Origin of the sequence: Bacillus sp. FSL L8-0199, assembly GCF_038005705.1 — a bacterium.
Lineage (GTDB): Bacteria > Bacillota > Bacilli > Bacillales > Bacillaceae_G > Bacillus_A > Bacillus_A cereus.
The window spans coordinates 1,248,925-1,266,204 of record NZ_JBBOTS010000001.1 but is presented as its reverse complement, the minus strand read 5'-3'; the positions used below and the strand labels follow the sequence as shown (position 1 = coordinate 1,266,204).

Below are 17,280 nucleotides of genomic sequence, written 5' to 3'. Positions count from 1 at the left end.
CATCCAAAGACTACTTTCTACTAAATTCGCTTCTCATCATTATTCCTTCATACATTACTAGCATAATCGCTTATACTTTCCCTTTTGAAGATTCTCTAGCTCAGCAGGAAGAGCGTCCCCTGAACAAGGTTTATCAATTATGCCTTTAATAAACGATGATATATGCATACTGTTAAGCATAAAAATTAGCATTAAGTTCCACTCAAATATTAATTGAAACCCAACACTCCATTTAATCTGTAATCTAGAATACAAGCAGTGTTTTTTATTATGCATTTTTGCATACAGTATTATTTTCTCTTGTAAATAGATAATAATGTTATATAATAAAACCAACATTTTACCAATAAAAGGTAATAAGAAGTAGTGGAATAAGTAAATAACCAAAGCCTATTAACAGATTTGTTCTATATAAATCATGATACATATATGGAATCAAAACTATGAAATTTTATGTAGTGATTAGATTACTACAAGATGAAAGATTCATAGCGAATACACTTAAGGAAAAAACGTTCGATTAGATTAATGTGATATCTATCGAACGAATTGAGAATATACTTAGGGGGAATTTCAAGTGAACGCATTTAGTAAGGTATTATTAACAGGCGCTTTAGCTTTAGGCGGTTTAACAGCTATGAACATTGATACACCGAAGGCACATGCTGACGAATGGGATGGTTGTCATTACATTTGTGGTCCTGGTGAAACGGTGAACGGTGTTACAGTTCAGGTACACTCTACACAAGTTACTTTTGGTAACAGCGTAATTGCAAGAATTACAAATGACCGAGCTGAAGAAATTCATTACAATGTCAGCCTTGAAAAGAAATATGGCGATAGATGGGGAGAATTTGAAACCAACTTCCGTTGGCAAAATCAATGGGTCCCAGCTGGAAGCAATGATGAAATTGCAACTTTCACAGGATATGGCGATGATATTTATGAGGATGGAACATATCGTTATAAAGTCGAAATAAAAGGCGCTGACGGTTCTATTGATACAATTTACACAGCAGGAATGACAGTTACAGGGCGATAGCTCATGACTGAGTTGCATTATTTATGATTGTATTTTTGATACTATCATTGATAATTGCGGTGATATTATTATTAAAATAAGCTCTTCGGGGCTTATTTTTTATATAAAAATTCGAGCATTAATATTACGAAAATTTCATCTTTACACTATTGAAGTTTGTTGCTATTATAGGAATACACCAAATGTTACAATATTCAATAAATTATAAAAATTATCTTATTATATGAATGAAAACATATTGCTGGTCGTAATATTTATAGTTGGGATCCCGTAGCTCAGCAGGGAGAGCGCCACCTTGACAGGGTGGAGGTCGTGAGTTCGAGCCTCTCCGGGGTCATATTTGTAGAAACCGTGTCAAATTAGCGTTTGATGCGGTTTTTATTTGTGTACTCTCATACTCTACAACACCAGTGGTCACAGAATTGGTCACATTCCCTACAAAATCTCTTCTATTTTATTAACTGCATCTTCTTGCATTGTTGGTAATACATGTGAATAAGTGTCTAGTGTTATTTTGATGTTACTGTGCCCTAACCGTTCAGAAATTACCTTCACATTCACGCCTTTAGCCAATAACAGAGTTGCATGTGTATGACGTAAATCGTGAAATCGAATCTTTGGCACAGCTGCTTTCTTAATCAAAGCGTTTAAACTTCTTCTAACATTAGCAGGATTGATTGGTGTTCCAGAAGGAGTACACATTACCAAGTCATTGTCTTGGTATTCCTCACCTTGACTCAGCTTCTCTTTCAATACGACTGCTCTATGCTTCTTCAACTTTGATACTGTTGATGCAGGTAGTAGTATCTTTCTTAAACTTGATTTCGTCTTTCCTCCAACCAAGAACGTCTTCCCATCATGACTTAACGTTTGGCTAATAGTTAGATGTCCCTTTTCTAAATCAACATCTTTCCACCGCAACCCTAGTAATTCACCTTGTCGCATTCCAGTTACAAGAGCCATATGAAAGACAATGGAATATCTGCTATCCTGTGTAGCTTTTAAGAACAATTTTACTTCCTGTTCGTTCCACACAGTTAACTCTTCCTTATCACCTTTAGGCAACTTGGTTTTAGCTGCAACATTTTTGGTGATTAACTCCAAATCTATTGCATGTTCAAGAGAGTTCCGAATGATTTTGATTATCTTCTCAATTGTTCCTCGCTTTAAACCTTCGTCTCGCAGTGAATTAACGTAGTTTTGCATATGCAACGATGTTAGCTTAGCTAATTTGATATTGCCTAGTGAAGGAATAATACGACTGTTTAAATACCCTCTCAGCACTTTTGCTGTTTGCATACCAACACTGTGCTTTTTCGTATTAAACCAACTCTCAAGATACTCACCATAAAGTAGCTTACTAGGTTCTACATATGTCCCAGTATGAACTTCTGAAAGCAGCTTTGTTAAAGCATTTTCTGCTTCTTTTTTGGTAGTAAATCCCCTTTTCTTCTTTTGCTTTCTTTTACCTGTTAAAGGGTCAATACCAATATCTACAATATAAAAATACTTTCCTGTTTTCTTATCTTTTTTGATGCTTCCATTCATTGTTAAGAGCCTCCTTGGAGTCCTTAACTGTGCTGTATATGGTAGTTTTATTATAACTCATAATCTTAGTATTATAGACTAGAATTTCCATGCCGCATCAATATAATTATAAAAAACAACTCAAATGGCATATATAAAACACCTATCCATTTCAGTAAGCAATAAATAGCAATACTTTAATGGATAGGTGCTGTTTATATTGATATCTCTTACTCGTCAGATTGTGCAGATGCAACCTGCCCTATTGCCTCAGTAATTTCTATGTCAGCCAGTAAATCCTGAACATCTTTATATAATTGTTTTAAATGATGGTCTGAAATATCTAATATAGGCTCAAACATGAAAGAGTTTAGATGAATATTTTCTGGAGTCATAATATTTACTTTCTCAAGAACCTCTATACTTGTTAATTCCTCTGGGAAGCACTTCTTAAATTTACCAACTAATTTCCCAGTTTGATTGTTTTTTATCCCACTAACGTACTCATCATCATTAATCTTTTTTATCATATATAGCTCGGCGTTTAATCTAATTGCAATTGATAAAACAACCTTATTTTCAAGATTAGCTACCGACTCCGAATTTGAACTAACAATCTGGTCTGCTACTTCAAAAATCATACTATACAGATTCTTATCAGTATCTGCTAGTTCAAGTTCACTTAAATCTCTAAAAATGCTCTTATAAATTCCATGTAAATCCTTAATTGTCAAAGCTGTTGTTTCTTCCTTCATATGTAGAATCGATGTTAATTTATTAAAATTTTCATTATCTCCAATATACTCTGCAATATTTCTAGCGAACGTAACCGAAGCTACTAACTTAGCATCGTCTGACAAATCCTGTTTCCAATCCTTTAACGGATTGCTTATATATCTATACTTAAGATTCTCTAATCTTATATAATCTTTTTCTTTAACTGCCATAAATGAGCCTGCATACTTACTACTCCCACTAATTCTTTCCTGTACCGTTCTAAAGAAATCGAAATTATGAGTTAAAATAATTGAGAAGAAATCTTCATGCTCCGAGACTTCTTTTAAATATTCAATAATTGCATACTTATTCTTATAATCAAATGAATCAGCAATATCATCTACGATAAAAAGGGTTTTTATCCCCTGCTTTTTCCTAGATTCTATTTCAAAGATAATATTTAATAGGTATAGTGTTCTTTTTTCTCCTTGACTTAATACCTTTAATAATAAATCTTCATCTATATTTTCCGGTCTTTCTTTATAATAGTACTCAATGCTTGGTGCTACATCTTTTAAAACTGAATCCTCTTTATTTTTAATACCTAATCTATATGGAACATAAAACCTTCCATTAAAGATTTTCATTACGTTTTCCCAATCCGTTGCACCATTTTTTGCTTTATCGAGAATCTCCTTGATTTCATCTTGCCCTTTTTTATATTCACTTAAAAGATTATCATATACATCCTTATTGTCTTTTAAATACGCCACCCATAACCTTTGTTTAAAAATACTCAAATCAGCTAATTCGGTCAAAATTTCCTGATTTTCAAATAGATATTCCCTAAACTCCCTTAATTGAGCATTAGAAATCTTCTTATCAATATTGTTAAAAATCTCCTGTAAAGTACTATCTTGTAGGATTTCTTCTTTCGCACCCTTTATCAACTCTAAAAATTCCTTCTGGTCAGTTATCTCCTGCTTCTCCCCATTTACATTAAGGTTAATAGAATGACCACCTTTGAAGAAACCGTTGTCCTTTAAATTTTTATGGACTGTTGTAGCATGATAATGATTAAACGATTTTTTGAAGAATGAAGATTTATTAATCAATTCCTCATATTTTTCTATGTATTCTTTTATTTGATTTTTAAAATCTCCTGTCTCTAAAAAAGCAATTACTTTTTCATTAAATATTTTGTCATAAATAATATGACCATATGGCAATTCGCTTTCATCTTTAACCCAACCTTCAAGTCGATTCAAAACTTGTAGAAAACTATTTAAATCCGCACCAAAAGAAGTGCACATAGCTTCTTCAATCTTATTTTTCAATCCTGTTACCGATTTTAAAACTTGCAACAGCTTAATTTTTTCTATATTAATTTTTTCATGAATTTCATCGTATTGTCTTCTTAAATCATCCTTTACTAATAACGTGGACATTCTATCTGATTTGAAAGATTTCTCATAAGGTCTAATTACAAATATTGATTCGGGATTAACAGCCTCACCAGCACTATCATTAATAACACTCAGAGAGTCTTTTGTTGGAAATATCAGGTCTTTTGACTCAAAACCTTTACTGTAATCATTAAAAACATTAGCAAGTGATGTTTTCATTACTCCATTTGGAGCATAGATAATTTGCGTAGACTTAGCACCCGTGAAATCAAATTCAGCTTCTAAACGATTTATACCATAACAATTCGTAATCTCTACTTTAACCTTATCCATTTTGTCCTCCCTCTTCATTTCAATAATATAAAATTTACCAATTTATAGCTTGAACTATTAACTAAAATTAATAGTTTAAAGCATCCCAAAATTGCTCTTTTGTAACTATTAATAGATTAGTTGTACCAAAAGTATTCTTTTCTGCACGTTTTAAATAATGTAAGTATCGAACTAGTCTAACAAAAGCATTCAACTTATCATCAGTCCAAGGAATTACGACACCTATCCTTGCTAGGGCTGACGAATTGATAGCTCCACCCATCAAGTGTTTTCTACTAACCTTATTTTCAATTTCTATTGCCATGAAACATCTTGCATTTCGATTTTGATAAATTATCTCTTGATATGTATATGGTTCTACAAAATTACCATGGCGAGTGAGATTTTCGTGATTAAATCTTATCAGCTTCTCAATAAATTCTCTTGATTTAAAATCTCTAACCATGTCATCGTATCTTGATTCATATCTTTGATTAAATGCAAAAGGTCCTACCGCTACATCAATTCTAGGTGAGTATATATTAAGTTCTCTTTCCCCTCTCATTGCATTCCATTCTGTCTCAACTTCTTCTTGTTGATACAGTTCTTGTAATTGACCTTTAATATAGTCTTGATATTGTTTAAGACTCATTTGCTCCAAATCATTTATTTCTACAGGTTCATCTGTATTAATAGACTCCATTAAATCCATCCCCTTTAGTTCGACTTTGACTTTTTTGCTACATGAATCTATACTCTTTCCATTCTATAAGAATAGAGAGATACAATATTATTTTTTAGAAACCAAACTTAAGTAATTTATCATTTTCATCTAATTCTAATTTTGTGTAATCCTTAATTAATTTCATTAACTCTTCATCTTTTTTATTAAGTTGATAATCATTTATCGACATAATATATTGCTTATCAGTTTCTTCACCTATTTTGTGTCCTAATTTAATCAAATTAGAAACTTGTCTATTATCAATTCCCGAAAAACATGCTGAGTCTTGTATTAGAATATCTAAATACTTATTATATCTAAGAATCAATAAGTCTATTAATAACTTACGTACTTCTCCAACACCCTCACCTGTATCACCTGTTAAATTCAACTCAATAGCAAAAGGTCTATTTCTTTTATGACGATTTTTCAACTTGATTGAGAAATACGCTTCCACCTTATCCGTATATATACTATGAACCATTTCATAAATAAAGTTTTTGTATTTATCTATATTCTCCTTATAAGTTGTATAAGCACTTTTCACATCACTATACTTTGTTGCCAATTTGTCTTCCTCATCTTTTCTCTCTTTTATTATTCCATCGATTTTTGATAATTCTCCTTGTTTATACATAAGATTCTGTAATTCCATACTTTTTTCCTTATATATTGCCATGGATTCTTGATAAATCTCATTTTGAGATATGATATTTGCAAGTTTTTCTATCTCATTTTCTAGGTTATTAATATCTTTCTTTATAACTGACTTTTCATTTACTACTTCATTTAATTTCTCTTCGGTTAGATTCTTTCTATCTGAATAAACATTTCTTTGGAATTCCTCGACTTCCTCTAACCTTTTTTTAATCAAATCTGGAACTTCAAACTTGGCTCTATCGTACAATTTTTTTATGTCTTGAGCTGAAATATCTATTTTTTTAAAATCATCTAATGATTGCGATAATCTTTTGTATTCAAGATTTAATTTTTGGTAGTCCACCTGCAATAACTTCAATTTGTAGTTTTTATCAGCGTATTCATCCATTATCTCAGATTTTTCTTTTCTAATTTGAATATTAGTTATTCTTTCATCCAATAATTTCAGTTCTTTTTCTTTTTCTTTAATGGATTTCTTAATTAAGAAAATCTTCTCTTCAATTTGAGATAAATCAATTCCCTCAAAAAACTGAATTACTCTTTTTTCAAGCATTGTTAATTCTTTAATCTTATTTTGGATTTCATAGTATTCTATCGATTCATCTGATAAATTTTGCAAATCTAACAAATAAAATAAGGACGTATAATCATCTAGACTCGCATCACTCCGACTACTAATCAAATGATTTTTTTGAGCTAAAAAAACTTGTTTATTGTATAGTTTTCTATCAATTTTAAAGCGTTCTTTATATTCACCTAACTCATATTTTTCCCCATCAACTATAAACTCAGATTTTCCTAGTATTCGTTTTACGTTGAATTCTTTTTCTTCATACTCTATTACTGCTTCTAAATACCAGTCATGAATTTTTGGTTTAACCATTTCTGCATTTTCGTTAGCTCCGAATATGTAATCAATAAACTTTAATAATAATGTTTTACCTATGCTGTTAGATGTTTCTTTTTCATCTTCAGGTTTGTTCACTTTACCATAAATAACTGATATCCCTTTTTTCTCAAACTGAATATCTCTAACCTTTTCGCCATTTGGATTACTTATTACCAGTTTTAATATTTTCATTATAAATTTCTCCTTCGTCAGTATACCCAATCATCCCCAACATAAACATTAAATTTAATGTTAAAATGAACTTTTGATACGTCGGAGGATTATTTAATTTATTAACAATATATTTTTTTTCAAACGCCTTCCACAATTTATCTAAAGGAATGGATTTCTTTCCTATTACATTTAATATTAATGCACCTAAACCTATTAGACTTTCTGAATTAGATACATATTTATTAGGTAAAATCATTACTTCAACAACTCACTTCCTCTTTTTCAAAAATATCACATTTATCAAATATATATACCACTAACATTTTCGCTGGAAATTCAAAGCTTCTTTTATATTCCAAAAACTCTATTAGATTCTCAATAATTTTTTTATAAAGCTCTACTCCTTTGTTCTCTTTAGAAAGGTCTTCATATTCTTGAATAATATATGAAATAACACGCTCAAATTTATCAGTGTAATTGATGTCTTGGTACACTGTACTCACTATATCTTCTAAAAGGTGCAATTCTAACATTATATCTTCAATTTCATCTACAACGTCATCTAATTGATTCTTCGTTATTTTAAAAGGTGATGAGATTCGTTTATAATCTGAGCTATTAGTTTTTATTTTACCCCTAAATTTATTTTGAATACTTTCATTTAATATATCTATAAACTCATAGAATAGCTTAGAGTTCATAGCATTATAATCGATAATTGATTTCACTTTCAATCTTGCACTTAGACCGCTTAATTCGTCTATGTTAAGTTCTTCTAATAAATCTCTTATGTAATCCACGTTTACTACTTCCGCATTAAAGGAAATATTATACTTACCTTCAAACCTCAGCCTTTCGCTTTCAAAGTATCTCTCACTATCATGAGGAAGATTTCTGTCTATCGTATTAACTATAAAAATAAAATCTTTAATTTCTCCATTCCATTTTCCTGTAACATATAAGAGTTCTAACAATTTCTCTAAGTCTTTCGTAAATTTTTTTTGGATATCTTTTCTTAAGGAATCTCTTAATTGCTGTGGAGAAAAAATTTGGTAGAACCTTTTAAGTTCAACAATCCAACCATCATTTTTATCATCTCCACCTGAAGAATTTGGCATCTCATATGTTAATTCTTTCGACTTACAATAAACTTTTAAGACTTCACCTACTTTCATTTGAAAATTTATATCTGTTGTACCTCTTAAGTCCGTAATAATCGTTTCAATATAGTCATAATTATCTAACAACTTAATCGCCTCCGTATATAAAATAATTATAATTCAAATAATTAAATTTAGAAAATTTTTCTATTATCCACCATATTTTTTTAGTTAAGTATATTTAAATCATTAAGTACTTATCTAAAAAAGGTAGCTATTCTAATTAGCTACCTTTTACCTGTATTATTTATGTGAAAATTCCAATTTGAACTTAGCTTATTATTTACTGGGGTGTCTAACTCTCTTTCTATTAAAGTTAACCATCCAGATTCGAAGTACCAGACACGTTATATCTTATTTTGAAGCCAACAATATAAAAGACGGATTTTATTAATATCCGTAACAATACCATGAATTACGCCCAACGTTCTATCATCAGCTCCAATAACAAAAAAGGAGAGCCTCAATTAAGAGTCTTCCTCTTCCCTCTGATACTTCTTTTAGCTGACTTCCTTACGAGGTTTATATCTTCCATTTTTCATTATCAATCTATTAATATAATCGACACCTTTTGATGTAACCATTGTTGTAGTAACCGTTTTTCCATCTATTTCAAACAATTTAACCTTAAATCTCCCTGTTTTACGATGCATTTCATATGGCAGGTTGTGATTATCTAAGACATTCTTATCTCGTAGAAGTGCAAATAATTTATTTCTACCAATCTCAAAGTCTAATAACTGAGCAACTTCTTTCATATTGAATATTCCATCCAATGCAATCATTCTGTTGTATGATTGAACAATATCTTCCTGCTCTTTGATTTTTTGCTGTTGTCGTTTGATAATTTCGTCTTTTTTATCCAACGTCTTTTTAGCAACTAATGATGCTTTAGCCAATATTTCTTCTTCAGATTCTTCTTCTTTTACAGGAATATACCCACCAGTTTGTCTAATTTGAGGAATAACTTCATCAAACACCCAACTTTCAAACCGTTCAGCCTCTTCTAATTTAGAACTAACGATTAATCGATAAAGATTACCTTCTGTAATAAACTTTACTTTCTGACCTCTTCCTAGAGAATCGGTGACCTCGCAAAATGCGACCCCATCTTTCTTGCAGTGTTTTCCTATTGCATCATGTTTGTTTTTGTATCCTAACAAAGCTGCACATCTTGTCGCAGGGAACATTAACTTGCCATTAACATCTAAAATTCCTAAATTACCAAATTCGCCGTTCTCAAATACTTTTAAATTTTCCATTAATTAAAATTACCTCTTTCTTTTATTTGTGATACTTTATCGTAGAGTCACCATTATTAAAGGGATGACCTTTATCTGTTTATATCTTATAATGTCATTAACTAATTAATTTTTTATTTTCTTTGACTTGTATCGGACGGCAATCCTTTACAAGTTTTTTTCTGATTATCTTTGGGAAACTGAACCTGCTCATGTCTTCTTCTGTTATTCCCATTTCTTCTTTTATCTTTTTGTTACTGGGAATTATCTCTAAGTCATAGCTATCAAGCATTTCACCAACGCTTTTACCCTTAGCGTACATTCCTGTTATAGGACTAAAAACGATATTCCCTCTCTTGTCAATACGCAACTCTATTTGTCCCTCAATATAATAATATTTCACTCTATTGTCCACCTTTCTCTTTATAATAATTTTGAAGAGCCTTAACATCTGCCTTAAATGATTCCCTATATTCCCATTTACAGTAGTAGTTCTTCTCTTTATCGTATTCTTCTCTGATAGTTTCAAAGTAGATTAACTCATTTTCCATAAGCACTTTCACATACTTAGTGATTGTCTTCTTATCTAATCCAGTAGCTTCTGCAAGCTTTTCAATTGTGGGGTTTGACACACTCCAATTTGAAACCCCTTCCCAAATCCAATGCACAATATTGAAGTAAACTGCGAATGCAATTGACTTATTACGCTCTTTCATTGCAATAAGCTTCATCATCACATCAAATGAAATCTTAGTGAAGTTGTTCTTGACTTTACCTTCAGCATTCTCTCCAAAAGTTGTTTTAGCATCAGAAATATCAGATACTTCAATAAAGTAATCATTCGCATACTTCATATCTTCTGCTTGAATCTGATTCATCTTTATGAAATCTTCAAAGATAATAATCATACCCTTCTTTTCCATTGCTACAAGGGTTTCTTTTAAAGATGCTTTATTCTTCTTATCCTCACTCAATGAAAGCATCTGTAGCAAGCTGTTAACCCCTACTCTAGCTGAACCCATTGGATTCATACTCAAGGTTCTTAATAGAACTGTAATAAACCGCTCCTTGCAGTTGTACTCTTTAATATTCCAAATAAAATTATTATCAACTTCAACGTATTTAATCACTGTAATTCTCCTTCTTTTACTTAAAATTTTTAATCTTCTCCGTTGGCTTAGTATGAAGAAGCCTTTTTCACTAGCAGTAATTTTTTCACTTTTTCAATAGTGCTTTAAGTTCATTCCATTTACCTAAAGCACTGTCTAATTTTTCACCACGTTCAAAGCACCAATAGATGTTTCCATTGTTGTGCTTTCCAGTGGTGGCATATCTTAAATTATTCATTTTCAAGAAATCCTTAAGTTGTTTTGAGTAGCAATAGTAAGTCTTGTTCATCCACATTCTCCTTCTGTTAACGTAGTTTCGTTACTAAAAAGTCAACGCAAAAAAGGCACAGAAAAGCTACCGACCCAAATTAATGGATTGATAGACTCTTCTGTGCCTAAGTCGTCAGTTCTGCAATAGAACTAAGTCGCAAAATAACACTATGTCCGTTGGACAAGAATGCGAGTACATCTATTTAACTGTAAGTCTATTATATCACAGATGCAATATAATATCAAAATTTATCAAAAATATTATTATAGCAGATTTGTTTGAAAATTACTAGTGATTCTGATGAGGAATTGTAGTAAGTGGTATATTTTTTTCATATTACAACTAAAAAGTTCGTATGCTCTCATAATTTAGTATCATCTCACACCCCAAAAGTTATCAGCATTTATCAACTTTTTTGCCCCTCTACATTAGTATCATTTCACAACTAAGAAGCTGACAAGGGTTGAAAACTATCTGACTTAAATGCCTACAAAGGCGATTGGCTCATAGATTATTTTTCTTATCTTTAGACCACTACGCTTTGGAGGGCATTGGTAGTTCTTTTGCTTTATCTAGAACTTTAGCCTCCATAAAAAAAGCAGAAATCACCTAAGTCCGTAACGTCCCATACTCGCTTGCGGGGGCGTTACATATATTCTTTTTTATCTTTATCTTCTATTTATAATTCGTCTTCTGTTTAGTGACCCGTTATCTCCCCTTTTTTTGAGGAATTCTTCCCAAAGGTCTGGAACGAAGTCCTCTTTTTTTGGGGAGTTTACCCTCCAACTTTAGAAAAAACTCCCCTTTTTTTAGGGAGTTTCTTCCGAATCTTAGAACCACAAGGGTTTGAAGCATATAAACTCAAAATTTAAATAGCCGCCAACAAGCTGTGTACGGATAAAAAAAGCACTCATAAGATTAGTACGAGTGGATATATCCTATATCCTACCCCAAGAAGCACAAAAAAAGGGATGAATTTACATACTCCGACCTCGAAGAAAACACCCTTATCCCACGTTATAGACATGAAACATCCTATCTATTTTAGTACGTAATAAATAATAGAAATAAGTGTGCCTCCTATTGAGGTGGGTGCATGTAAACTCTCTCCTTTTATAGTTTATTTAACGCTTCATTCAATTATTAATATTATTAAAATACTATTACCAGTGTAACGCAATAGATTCTATCAACAATTTGATAAAAATTTCTTTCTTATATCCATCATAACCTTTTAAAGGATTTGTAATTAGCATCTTCTCATCAACTCTTGCATCAAGAGCTACTTACAATAGTAGCATCGATACAAAACTACTTTGATACCTAAAATAAAAAGTGTCGACATGAACAAATGATGTATACACGCTTCGACATTTACTTTAGAAATACTTATTATTAAGGTATTTTTATTGGATAAAAAGCATTAAATATCCGTCTCGTCTCGAAGATTTTCTGTACACCATATCGTGTAAGATGAGGTGCTGTCCCCTCTGTTCATAACAGGAACTCTATAAAATATCAAAAGCACCTACTTTCCTAACTACAAACAAAAAACTACTATTTGCTAGTTCTACATATTTTTTCACCCAGATTAGCTATAAATTCATTAACCTGTTCCACGTTGTTTTCTTTTTTTCCATATATAGAATGAAATTTCATATGACAATCATGACAAAATGTAATTCCATTATAAACATTATATCTAAGCTCTTTGCAAACTTTCCAATTTATAATATGGTGCGCATGTAATTCTACTTGGAAATCGACTTCTCCCTGCTTCGCTCTACAACATTGACATCTGTATTTATCCCTGCCAAAAACCGCTTTTCTCCAATTCTGATATTCACCCGTCGCTCTTTCAATCCTATGATACGCAACTCCACCTTTCCAGACAGGGGAGTTTTCCCCCTTAAACATTTCTCTATACTTAGGATGTTGCATATGATTTTCATATCCATATTTTTTTAATGAAGTTTTCTTTACTCTTTTTTTATGTTCTTCTGTCTGTGTATACCATTCCGAACCATATTTCTCCATACTCGTCTCTCTACTTTTCTCTTTTACTGTTTCTAATTGAAATACATTTTTCACCCCATACTTTTTGATAAGGGTTTCACTAATCTTTTTCTGAACTGAATCTGCTCTGATATGGTGGTTAACACCATATTTAATTACATTTGATTCCATTATTTTTTTATCAATACAAGGGGGATTGCTACAACAATCCTTTTTTGAAACTGTTTTCTTTTGAATATCCACCCATGTTTGATACATAATAAAGTACTTATTCTTACAATAATCACATCTAACATTAACTATTGCAATACTCCCTCTTGAAAGATGTTCTACTTTTACATCAAATTCTTCACCAATCCTTGTAAACCTATAACCGAGTTCTTCATATCTTTTTTTATTTCTCGCATTCCATTTAACTTTAACCATTTCTGAGATAATCAAAATTTTCATCCCCTAAGTCAACAATGTACTCATAGCGATTCTAATACCCCAATTATCCTTTAATAAATCACCCATTTTTAAATTTACTATTTCTAGTATGTCCATTTTTATCATCCATATACTTGTTTTCATATAATTAAATTTTGATTATTATATAGTGTGCTAGTGTATTAGTAACACACTATAAAACAAAAAATAGATGACCTTTGTTTTGATGTTCAGCATATAGTCCCCATGCGCTTCCCACCTTACGTTGAACTCTTAATTGATTAAGTAGGGAATTAAGTTTACGTGCTGTCATATTCAAATCGTGAGCAATCTCTGTGATTTTGTATGAGTTCTTGCTGTCTAGCACATCGTCATGGTACTATGCCTTCGGTTCAAGCACTTCGATTACTTGCTTTTGCTCAGCGACTTTCGACTCAGCTAATTTTCTGGCTTCCTGCTCATACTTTAAGTTAGTAACAAGTTCGATAAGGAAGTCTGGGCTTGTTAACGCCTTTTCTAATGTACTATCTGTCTTGTCTGCTCCATGTTTGCGGATTGTTGAGGGGGTACTCCGCTTGTTACCCACTTTTTGAATTTCTTAGCGTTTGGTAACTTACTTGAAAGAATTAAGGATTCGTTAATTACTTTCTGTTTTCTAGTTTGTCTGCCATCCCGTATTGGAAGGTCAGATTTCCCATCATCATCGACATGCATTTGAATAGATTTTGAAGTGTTGCTGTATCCTAAAACTTCTGCCACATCTTTAGCTACAAACCAAACATCTTCACCTTGTACCACCGTTCGAACCTGTCCGAGTTCGTCATTATTAAAAATTCATTCGTGTCGGATATGAATTATACATAATATCGTGTGAATTAGGGGGCTATGTATCCCTTCTCTGATAAGAGGGCTAGAGAGTTTGGAAAATAGCCCCCCCTCTACGCAAAAAAGGAATGAGTCATCTCATTCCCTTTACCATTATACAGACAGTTAAGAACATAATTTTGTGGTCACAAATGGTCACAGAACTTACAATAACCATTGCTTTTTTAGTAGAATTCCATTTATATAAACTCGTGAAAATGCCTTTAAATCAACACTCTTCCCGTAGCTCAGCAGGGAGAGCGCCACCTTGACAGGGTGGAGGTCGTGAGTTCGAGCCTCTCCGGGGTCATAAAAAAGAGACACCATATCAACCTTCTACGTGATATGGTGTCTCTTTTTATCTAATTCAATCACTTTCCACCAAACATCTTCTCCAAAGACTTCGCATTGGCAAACAATACTTCTTTCAAGTTATCGTCAGCAACGATTTTATAGTCGCCATCTTTGTCTTTCTTTAAGTTCAATGTAACTTCGCGAGTTGCCATTGCTGCATCTTTATCCGTTAAGTTTTTGATGATAGTTGAGGTCATTGTTTTTTCGATCGCTTTTTCAGATTGTTCTTTGTCTTCACTAAATGCGCTAGCGAAGGCCATTGGCATAACTTCTCCCACTGCTTTTGTTACAGCAACGGATAGATCTGCAGATGTAATTTTCACTTTCACTTCTGCTTTGTCATCCTTTTTCGATACTTCTTCTAGCTTTTCAAATTTAAAGTTTTTCGTAATTGCACTCAGCATTGCTTTTGCCTCAGCATCATCTGTTTTTTCATTTAGTTTATTAAATTCCTTGTCACTCTCAACAAATGTACGAGCCTTTTCTACATCACCTTTTTGTATCGCTGTTAAAAATTCTTCTGTAGTATCTTTCGGATTTGCACACCCTGCTAAAACACCTGCTGTTAATCCTACTACCATCATTAATAGCAATAATCTCTTTATCTTTTGCACGCTCATTCTCCTCTTATCTTTTCTAGTAAGTCAGCATCATACAATATTATGAAACTGACATTACAAACATTTTTTAGTATAGCATTTATATGATTCGTTTTCTATTAATTCCCAAAAGGTAAAGGGCCTTGCAGCATTCCTACAAGGCCTCTCTTATATCAATCTGTATCCGTAGCACAAATGAACCACATTTTCTGTTCCCTACTATCTAATACCATCCACATACTCCAATCAAAAATCATAAGCGATAACCAACGCGATATATTCATAGTAGCAAATAATAAATATAAAATGAAATCTCTCTTTTGTATTGCTCCTCTATTCATCAAAATGTAAGCGGCACCGATAGGAGGAAAAAGACAAATATTTTTCTTAACGACTACGGATACAAAGTTACTGTCTGCATATGAATCCCCTTTTCATCATAATACTTGCTTCAACATCGGTCTCACTACCCTATATTCATCACTATAAGCTTCCTTTATGATTAAAGGCGGGTAATCACTTTTTTCTTCCTGAATCATTATGAATACTTCTGTTTTCTCTTGTAATGTATTAGATTCTCTATTTTTAGTAGGTTTTTTACTTGTTTTAATTTTCTTTGTTACTTCGCCAAGTTTTTGCCCAACTTCTTCTACTTTGGCAGGTTCATTCGTAACATAGTATTCTTGTTCGTCCCATACTAATATAGGTGGCACTTGTTCTCTTTTGTTACATATTATATAAGTAGTACTAGCTACCAGTAGTATACAAGTTAATAAATAGAAGATAGTTCTTTTATTCATATACTACACTCCTTATCTATCATTTCATTGGATTATATAACACAAATTATTTACGGTAAATGGATTTGGTGGTAATTTTTAGGTTTAATAATAAAAAAAACCTTACCGAAGTAAGGTTCCGTTTTTACATTCTATAGTGACTGATTAATTAATACGATCATTACAATAATTGCTATAAGCATAACAACTAAACAGCCGATTAATTTATAAAATCCTCGCTTCGTTAACGTCCCGCCTTGAACGTCTTTACGAATAAATAAGAATACGGCTAAAAATAATACAAGCCCAATGCCAAAAGCATACATCATTTGCATATGTTAATCTTCCTTTCTCTCCTCCATCTTAATATCTTTTTGCCAAAACAACAAATGAGATAAAGACGGTACTCATTGTAAGTGCCATAAGTATATTCAATAATATAGAAGAAACTTTTTTAAATTTCAGCACGTCTATTTTGAAGCGAAACACGGAACACTATAAATAAATGTTACTATATCTCCTCACTTCTTTTTTTAAAATTTAATATCTCCATATTTGTTTTATCCTTTTAAAATATTTCATTTATTTCTTTATTTCACGAAATGCGTTATTTGTTTTACGGTGTTTTTCGTCATATTTATAGAAACTAACTGTTTATGGAGCATTTTTTATGTTTAGCAACTTTTTTTGTAGAAATCCTTCACTTTCCTTTCAATATTTAACACTATCTAAATAAAGTTTACGATAAATTCATAATTTTTTATTTTTTATACTATATTCCGTTATATTGTTGTATAATACCTATGAAAGCGCTTATTATTTCAATATACATAATTCAAACTATTTTTATCGAAACATTCTAACTATTATACCTATATTTAAATACAGCAATTATAGCTATTAGTATAGGCATACCAAATATATCCACCCCATTTTTCTGTAAAATTACTTTATAACATGAAAGATTAACTTGGGTGATAAGTTATTGTGAATGTTTTTTTACAAAA

Annotated in this window: 18 protein-coding genes, 1 tRNA gene and 2 pseudogenes; 2 read left to right on the top strand and 19 right to left on the bottom strand. The window is 31.8% G+C overall.

Annotated features, from left to right (window positions below; translation table 11 throughout):
* The first annotated feature begins 577 nt into the window (after positions 1-577).
* A complete protein-coding gene (locus NST86_RS06580; RefSeq protein ID WP_000991074.1) occupies positions 578-1,042 on the top strand; it encodes a hypothetical protein in 465 nt (154 codons plus the stop codon).
* Positions 1,043-1,306: 264 nt separating this feature from the next.
* A tRNA-Val gene (locus NST86_RS06575) sits at positions 1,307-1,379 on the top strand.
* Between the two features lie 98 nt (positions 1,380-1,477).
* Here the strand turns inward: NST86_RS06575 and NST86_RS06570 are convergent.
* The 19 genes and pseudogenes from NST86_RS06570 to NST86_RS34820 all read right to left on the bottom strand — a co-directional run.
* Positions 1,478-2,590 (bottom strand): tyrosine-type recombinase/integrase, encoded by a 1,113-nt coding sequence (locus NST86_RS06570; protein WP_340933405.1) that lies wholly within the window; start codon positions 2,588-2,590, stop codon positions 1,478-1,480.
* Between the two features lie 209 nt (positions 2,591-2,799).
* Positions 2,800-5,025, bottom strand: a complete 2,226-nt coding sequence (locus NST86_RS06565) for a hypothetical protein (protein ID WP_340933402.1) — start codon at positions 5,023-5,025, stop codon at positions 2,800-2,802.
* A gap of 67 nt (positions 5,026-5,092) precedes the next feature.
* A complete protein-coding gene (locus tag NST86_RS06560) occupies positions 5,093-5,707 on the bottom strand; it encodes a hypothetical protein (protein ID WP_340933400.1) in 615 nt (204 codons plus the stop codon).
* Positions 5,708-5,801: 94 nt separating this feature from the next.
* Positions 5,802-7,469 (bottom strand): DUF2326 domain-containing protein, encoded by a 1,668-nt coding sequence (locus NST86_RS06555; protein ID WP_340933398.1) that lies wholly within the window; start codon positions 7,467-7,469, stop codon positions 5,802-5,804.
* Positions 7,441-7,707 carry an ABC-three component system middle component 6 gene (locus NST86_RS06550; protein ID WP_098854185.1) on the bottom strand — a complete coding sequence of 89 codons (267 nt, stop codon included), beginning with the start codon at positions 7,705-7,707 and terminating at the stop codon, positions 7,441-7,443. Before NST86_RS06550 ends, NST86_RS06555 begins: the two co-directional genes overlap by 29 nt.
* A 4-nt stretch (positions 7,708-7,711) precedes the next feature.
* Complete coding sequence (locus NST86_RS06545; protein WP_340933393.1) at positions 7,712-8,698, bottom strand: hypothetical protein; 987 nt, start codon at positions 8,696-8,698, stop codon at positions 7,712-7,714.
* A 413-nt stretch (positions 8,699-9,111) separates the two neighbouring features.
* A complete protein-coding gene (locus tag NST86_RS06540) occupies positions 9,112-9,873 on the bottom strand; it encodes a BRO family protein (RefSeq protein ID WP_340933391.1) in 762 nt (253 codons plus the stop codon).
* 97 nt (positions 9,874-9,970) lie between these two features.
* Positions 9,971-10,255 (bottom strand): hypothetical protein, encoded by a 285-nt coding sequence (locus tag NST86_RS06535; RefSeq protein ID WP_098361232.1) that lies wholly within the window; start codon positions 10,253-10,255, stop codon positions 9,971-9,973.
* A gap of 1 nt (position 10,256) precedes the next feature.
* Positions 10,257-10,982: a hypothetical protein gene (locus NST86_RS06530; RefSeq protein WP_340933386.1), complete on the bottom strand. Its 726-nt coding sequence runs from the start codon at positions 10,980-10,982 to the stop codon at positions 10,257-10,259.
* An 85-nt stretch (positions 10,983-11,067) separates the two neighbouring features.
* The gene (locus NST86_RS06525) at positions 11,068-11,250 is read right to left on the bottom strand and encodes a hypothetical protein (protein ID WP_340933383.1); all 183 of its coding nucleotides are present in this window, start codon (positions 11,248-11,250) and stop codon (positions 11,068-11,070) included.
* 1,539 nt (positions 11,251-12,789) lie between these two features.
* The gene (locus NST86_RS06520; protein WP_340933381.1) at positions 12,790-13,689 is read right to left on the bottom strand and encodes an HNH endonuclease; all 900 of its coding nucleotides are present in this window, start codon (positions 13,687-13,689) and stop codon (positions 12,790-12,792) included.
* Between the two features lie 181 nt (positions 13,690-13,870).
* Complete coding sequence (locus tag NST86_RS34830; RefSeq protein WP_445661326.1) at positions 13,871-14,044, bottom strand: phage antirepressor KilAC domain-containing protein; 174 nt, start codon at positions 14,042-14,044, stop codon at positions 13,871-13,873.
* A gap of 12 nt (positions 14,045-14,056) precedes the next feature.
* The gene (locus NST86_RS06515; RefSeq protein WP_340933379.1) at positions 14,057-14,263 is read right to left on the bottom strand and encodes a hypothetical protein; all 207 of its coding nucleotides are present in this window, start codon (positions 14,261-14,263) and stop codon (positions 14,057-14,059) included.
* On the bottom strand, positions 14,194-14,436 hold the full coding sequence (locus NST86_RS34825) for a BRO-N domain-containing protein (protein WP_445661332.1): 243 nt from the start codon (positions 14,434-14,436) through the stop codon (positions 14,194-14,196). Before NST86_RS34825 ends, NST86_RS06515 begins: the two co-directional genes overlap by 70 nt.
* Positions 14,437-14,912: 476 nt before the next feature.
* Complete coding sequence (locus NST86_RS06510) at positions 14,913-15,509, bottom strand: DUF4878 domain-containing protein (RefSeq protein WP_001169495.1); 597 nt, start codon at positions 15,507-15,509, stop codon at positions 14,913-14,915.
* A gap of 139 nt (positions 15,510-15,648) precedes the next feature.
* Positions 15,649-15,835: pseudogene (locus NST86_RS06505) on the bottom strand (hypothetical protein).
* 96 nt (positions 15,836-15,931) lie between these two features.
* Positions 15,932-16,294 (bottom strand): hypothetical protein, encoded by a 363-nt coding sequence (locus NST86_RS06500; protein ID WP_086423849.1) that lies wholly within the window; start codon positions 16,292-16,294, stop codon positions 15,932-15,934.
* Between the two features lie 131 nt (positions 16,295-16,425).
* Entirely contained in the window at positions 16,426-16,608 is a 183-nt protein-coding gene (locus NST86_RS06495) for a DUF3976 domain-containing protein (RefSeq protein WP_001178294.1), read from the bottom strand.
* 28 nt (positions 16,609-16,636) lie between these two features.
* Positions 16,637-16,711: pseudogene (locus NST86_RS34820) on the bottom strand (permease); the annotation flags it as partial.
* Between the last annotated feature and the right edge of the window lie 569 nt (positions 16,712-17,280).

Excerpts from the sequence above, each read along its gene's own strand:
- NST86_RS06495 (WP_001178294.1), bottom strand. The coding sequence starts at position 16,608 with ATGCAAATGATGTATGCTTTTGGCATTGGGCTTGTATTATTTTTAGCC.
- NST86_RS06550 (WP_098854185.1), bottom strand. The coding sequence starts at position 7,707 with ATGATTTTACCTAATAAATATGTATCTAATTCAGAAAGTCTAATAGGT.
- NST86_RS06555 (WP_340933398.1), bottom strand. The coding sequence starts at position 7,469 with ATGAAAATATTAAAACTGGTAATAAGTAATCCAAATGGCGAAAAGGTT.
- NST86_RS06500 (WP_086423849.1), bottom strand. The coding sequence starts at position 16,294 with ATGAATAAAAGAACTATCTTCTATTTATTAACTTGTATACTACTGGTA.
- NST86_RS06570 (WP_340933405.1), bottom strand. The coding sequence starts at position 2,590 with ATGAATGGAAGCATCAAAAAAGATAAGAAAACAGGAAAGTATTTTTAT.
- NST86_RS06565 (WP_340933402.1), bottom strand. The coding sequence starts at position 5,025 with ATGGATAAGGTTAAAGTAGAGATTACGAATTGTTATGGTATAAATCGT.
- NST86_RS06560 (WP_340933400.1), bottom strand. The coding sequence starts at position 5,707 with ATGGAGTCTATTAATACAGATGAACCTGTAGAAATAAATGATTTGGAG.
- NST86_RS06525 (WP_340933383.1), bottom strand. The coding sequence starts at position 11,250 with ATGAACAAGACTTACTATTGCTACTCAAAACAACTTAAGGATTTCTTG.
- NST86_RS06540 (WP_340933391.1), bottom strand. The coding sequence starts at position 9,873 with ATGGAAAATTTAAAAGTATTTGAGAACGGCGAATTTGGTAATTTAGGA.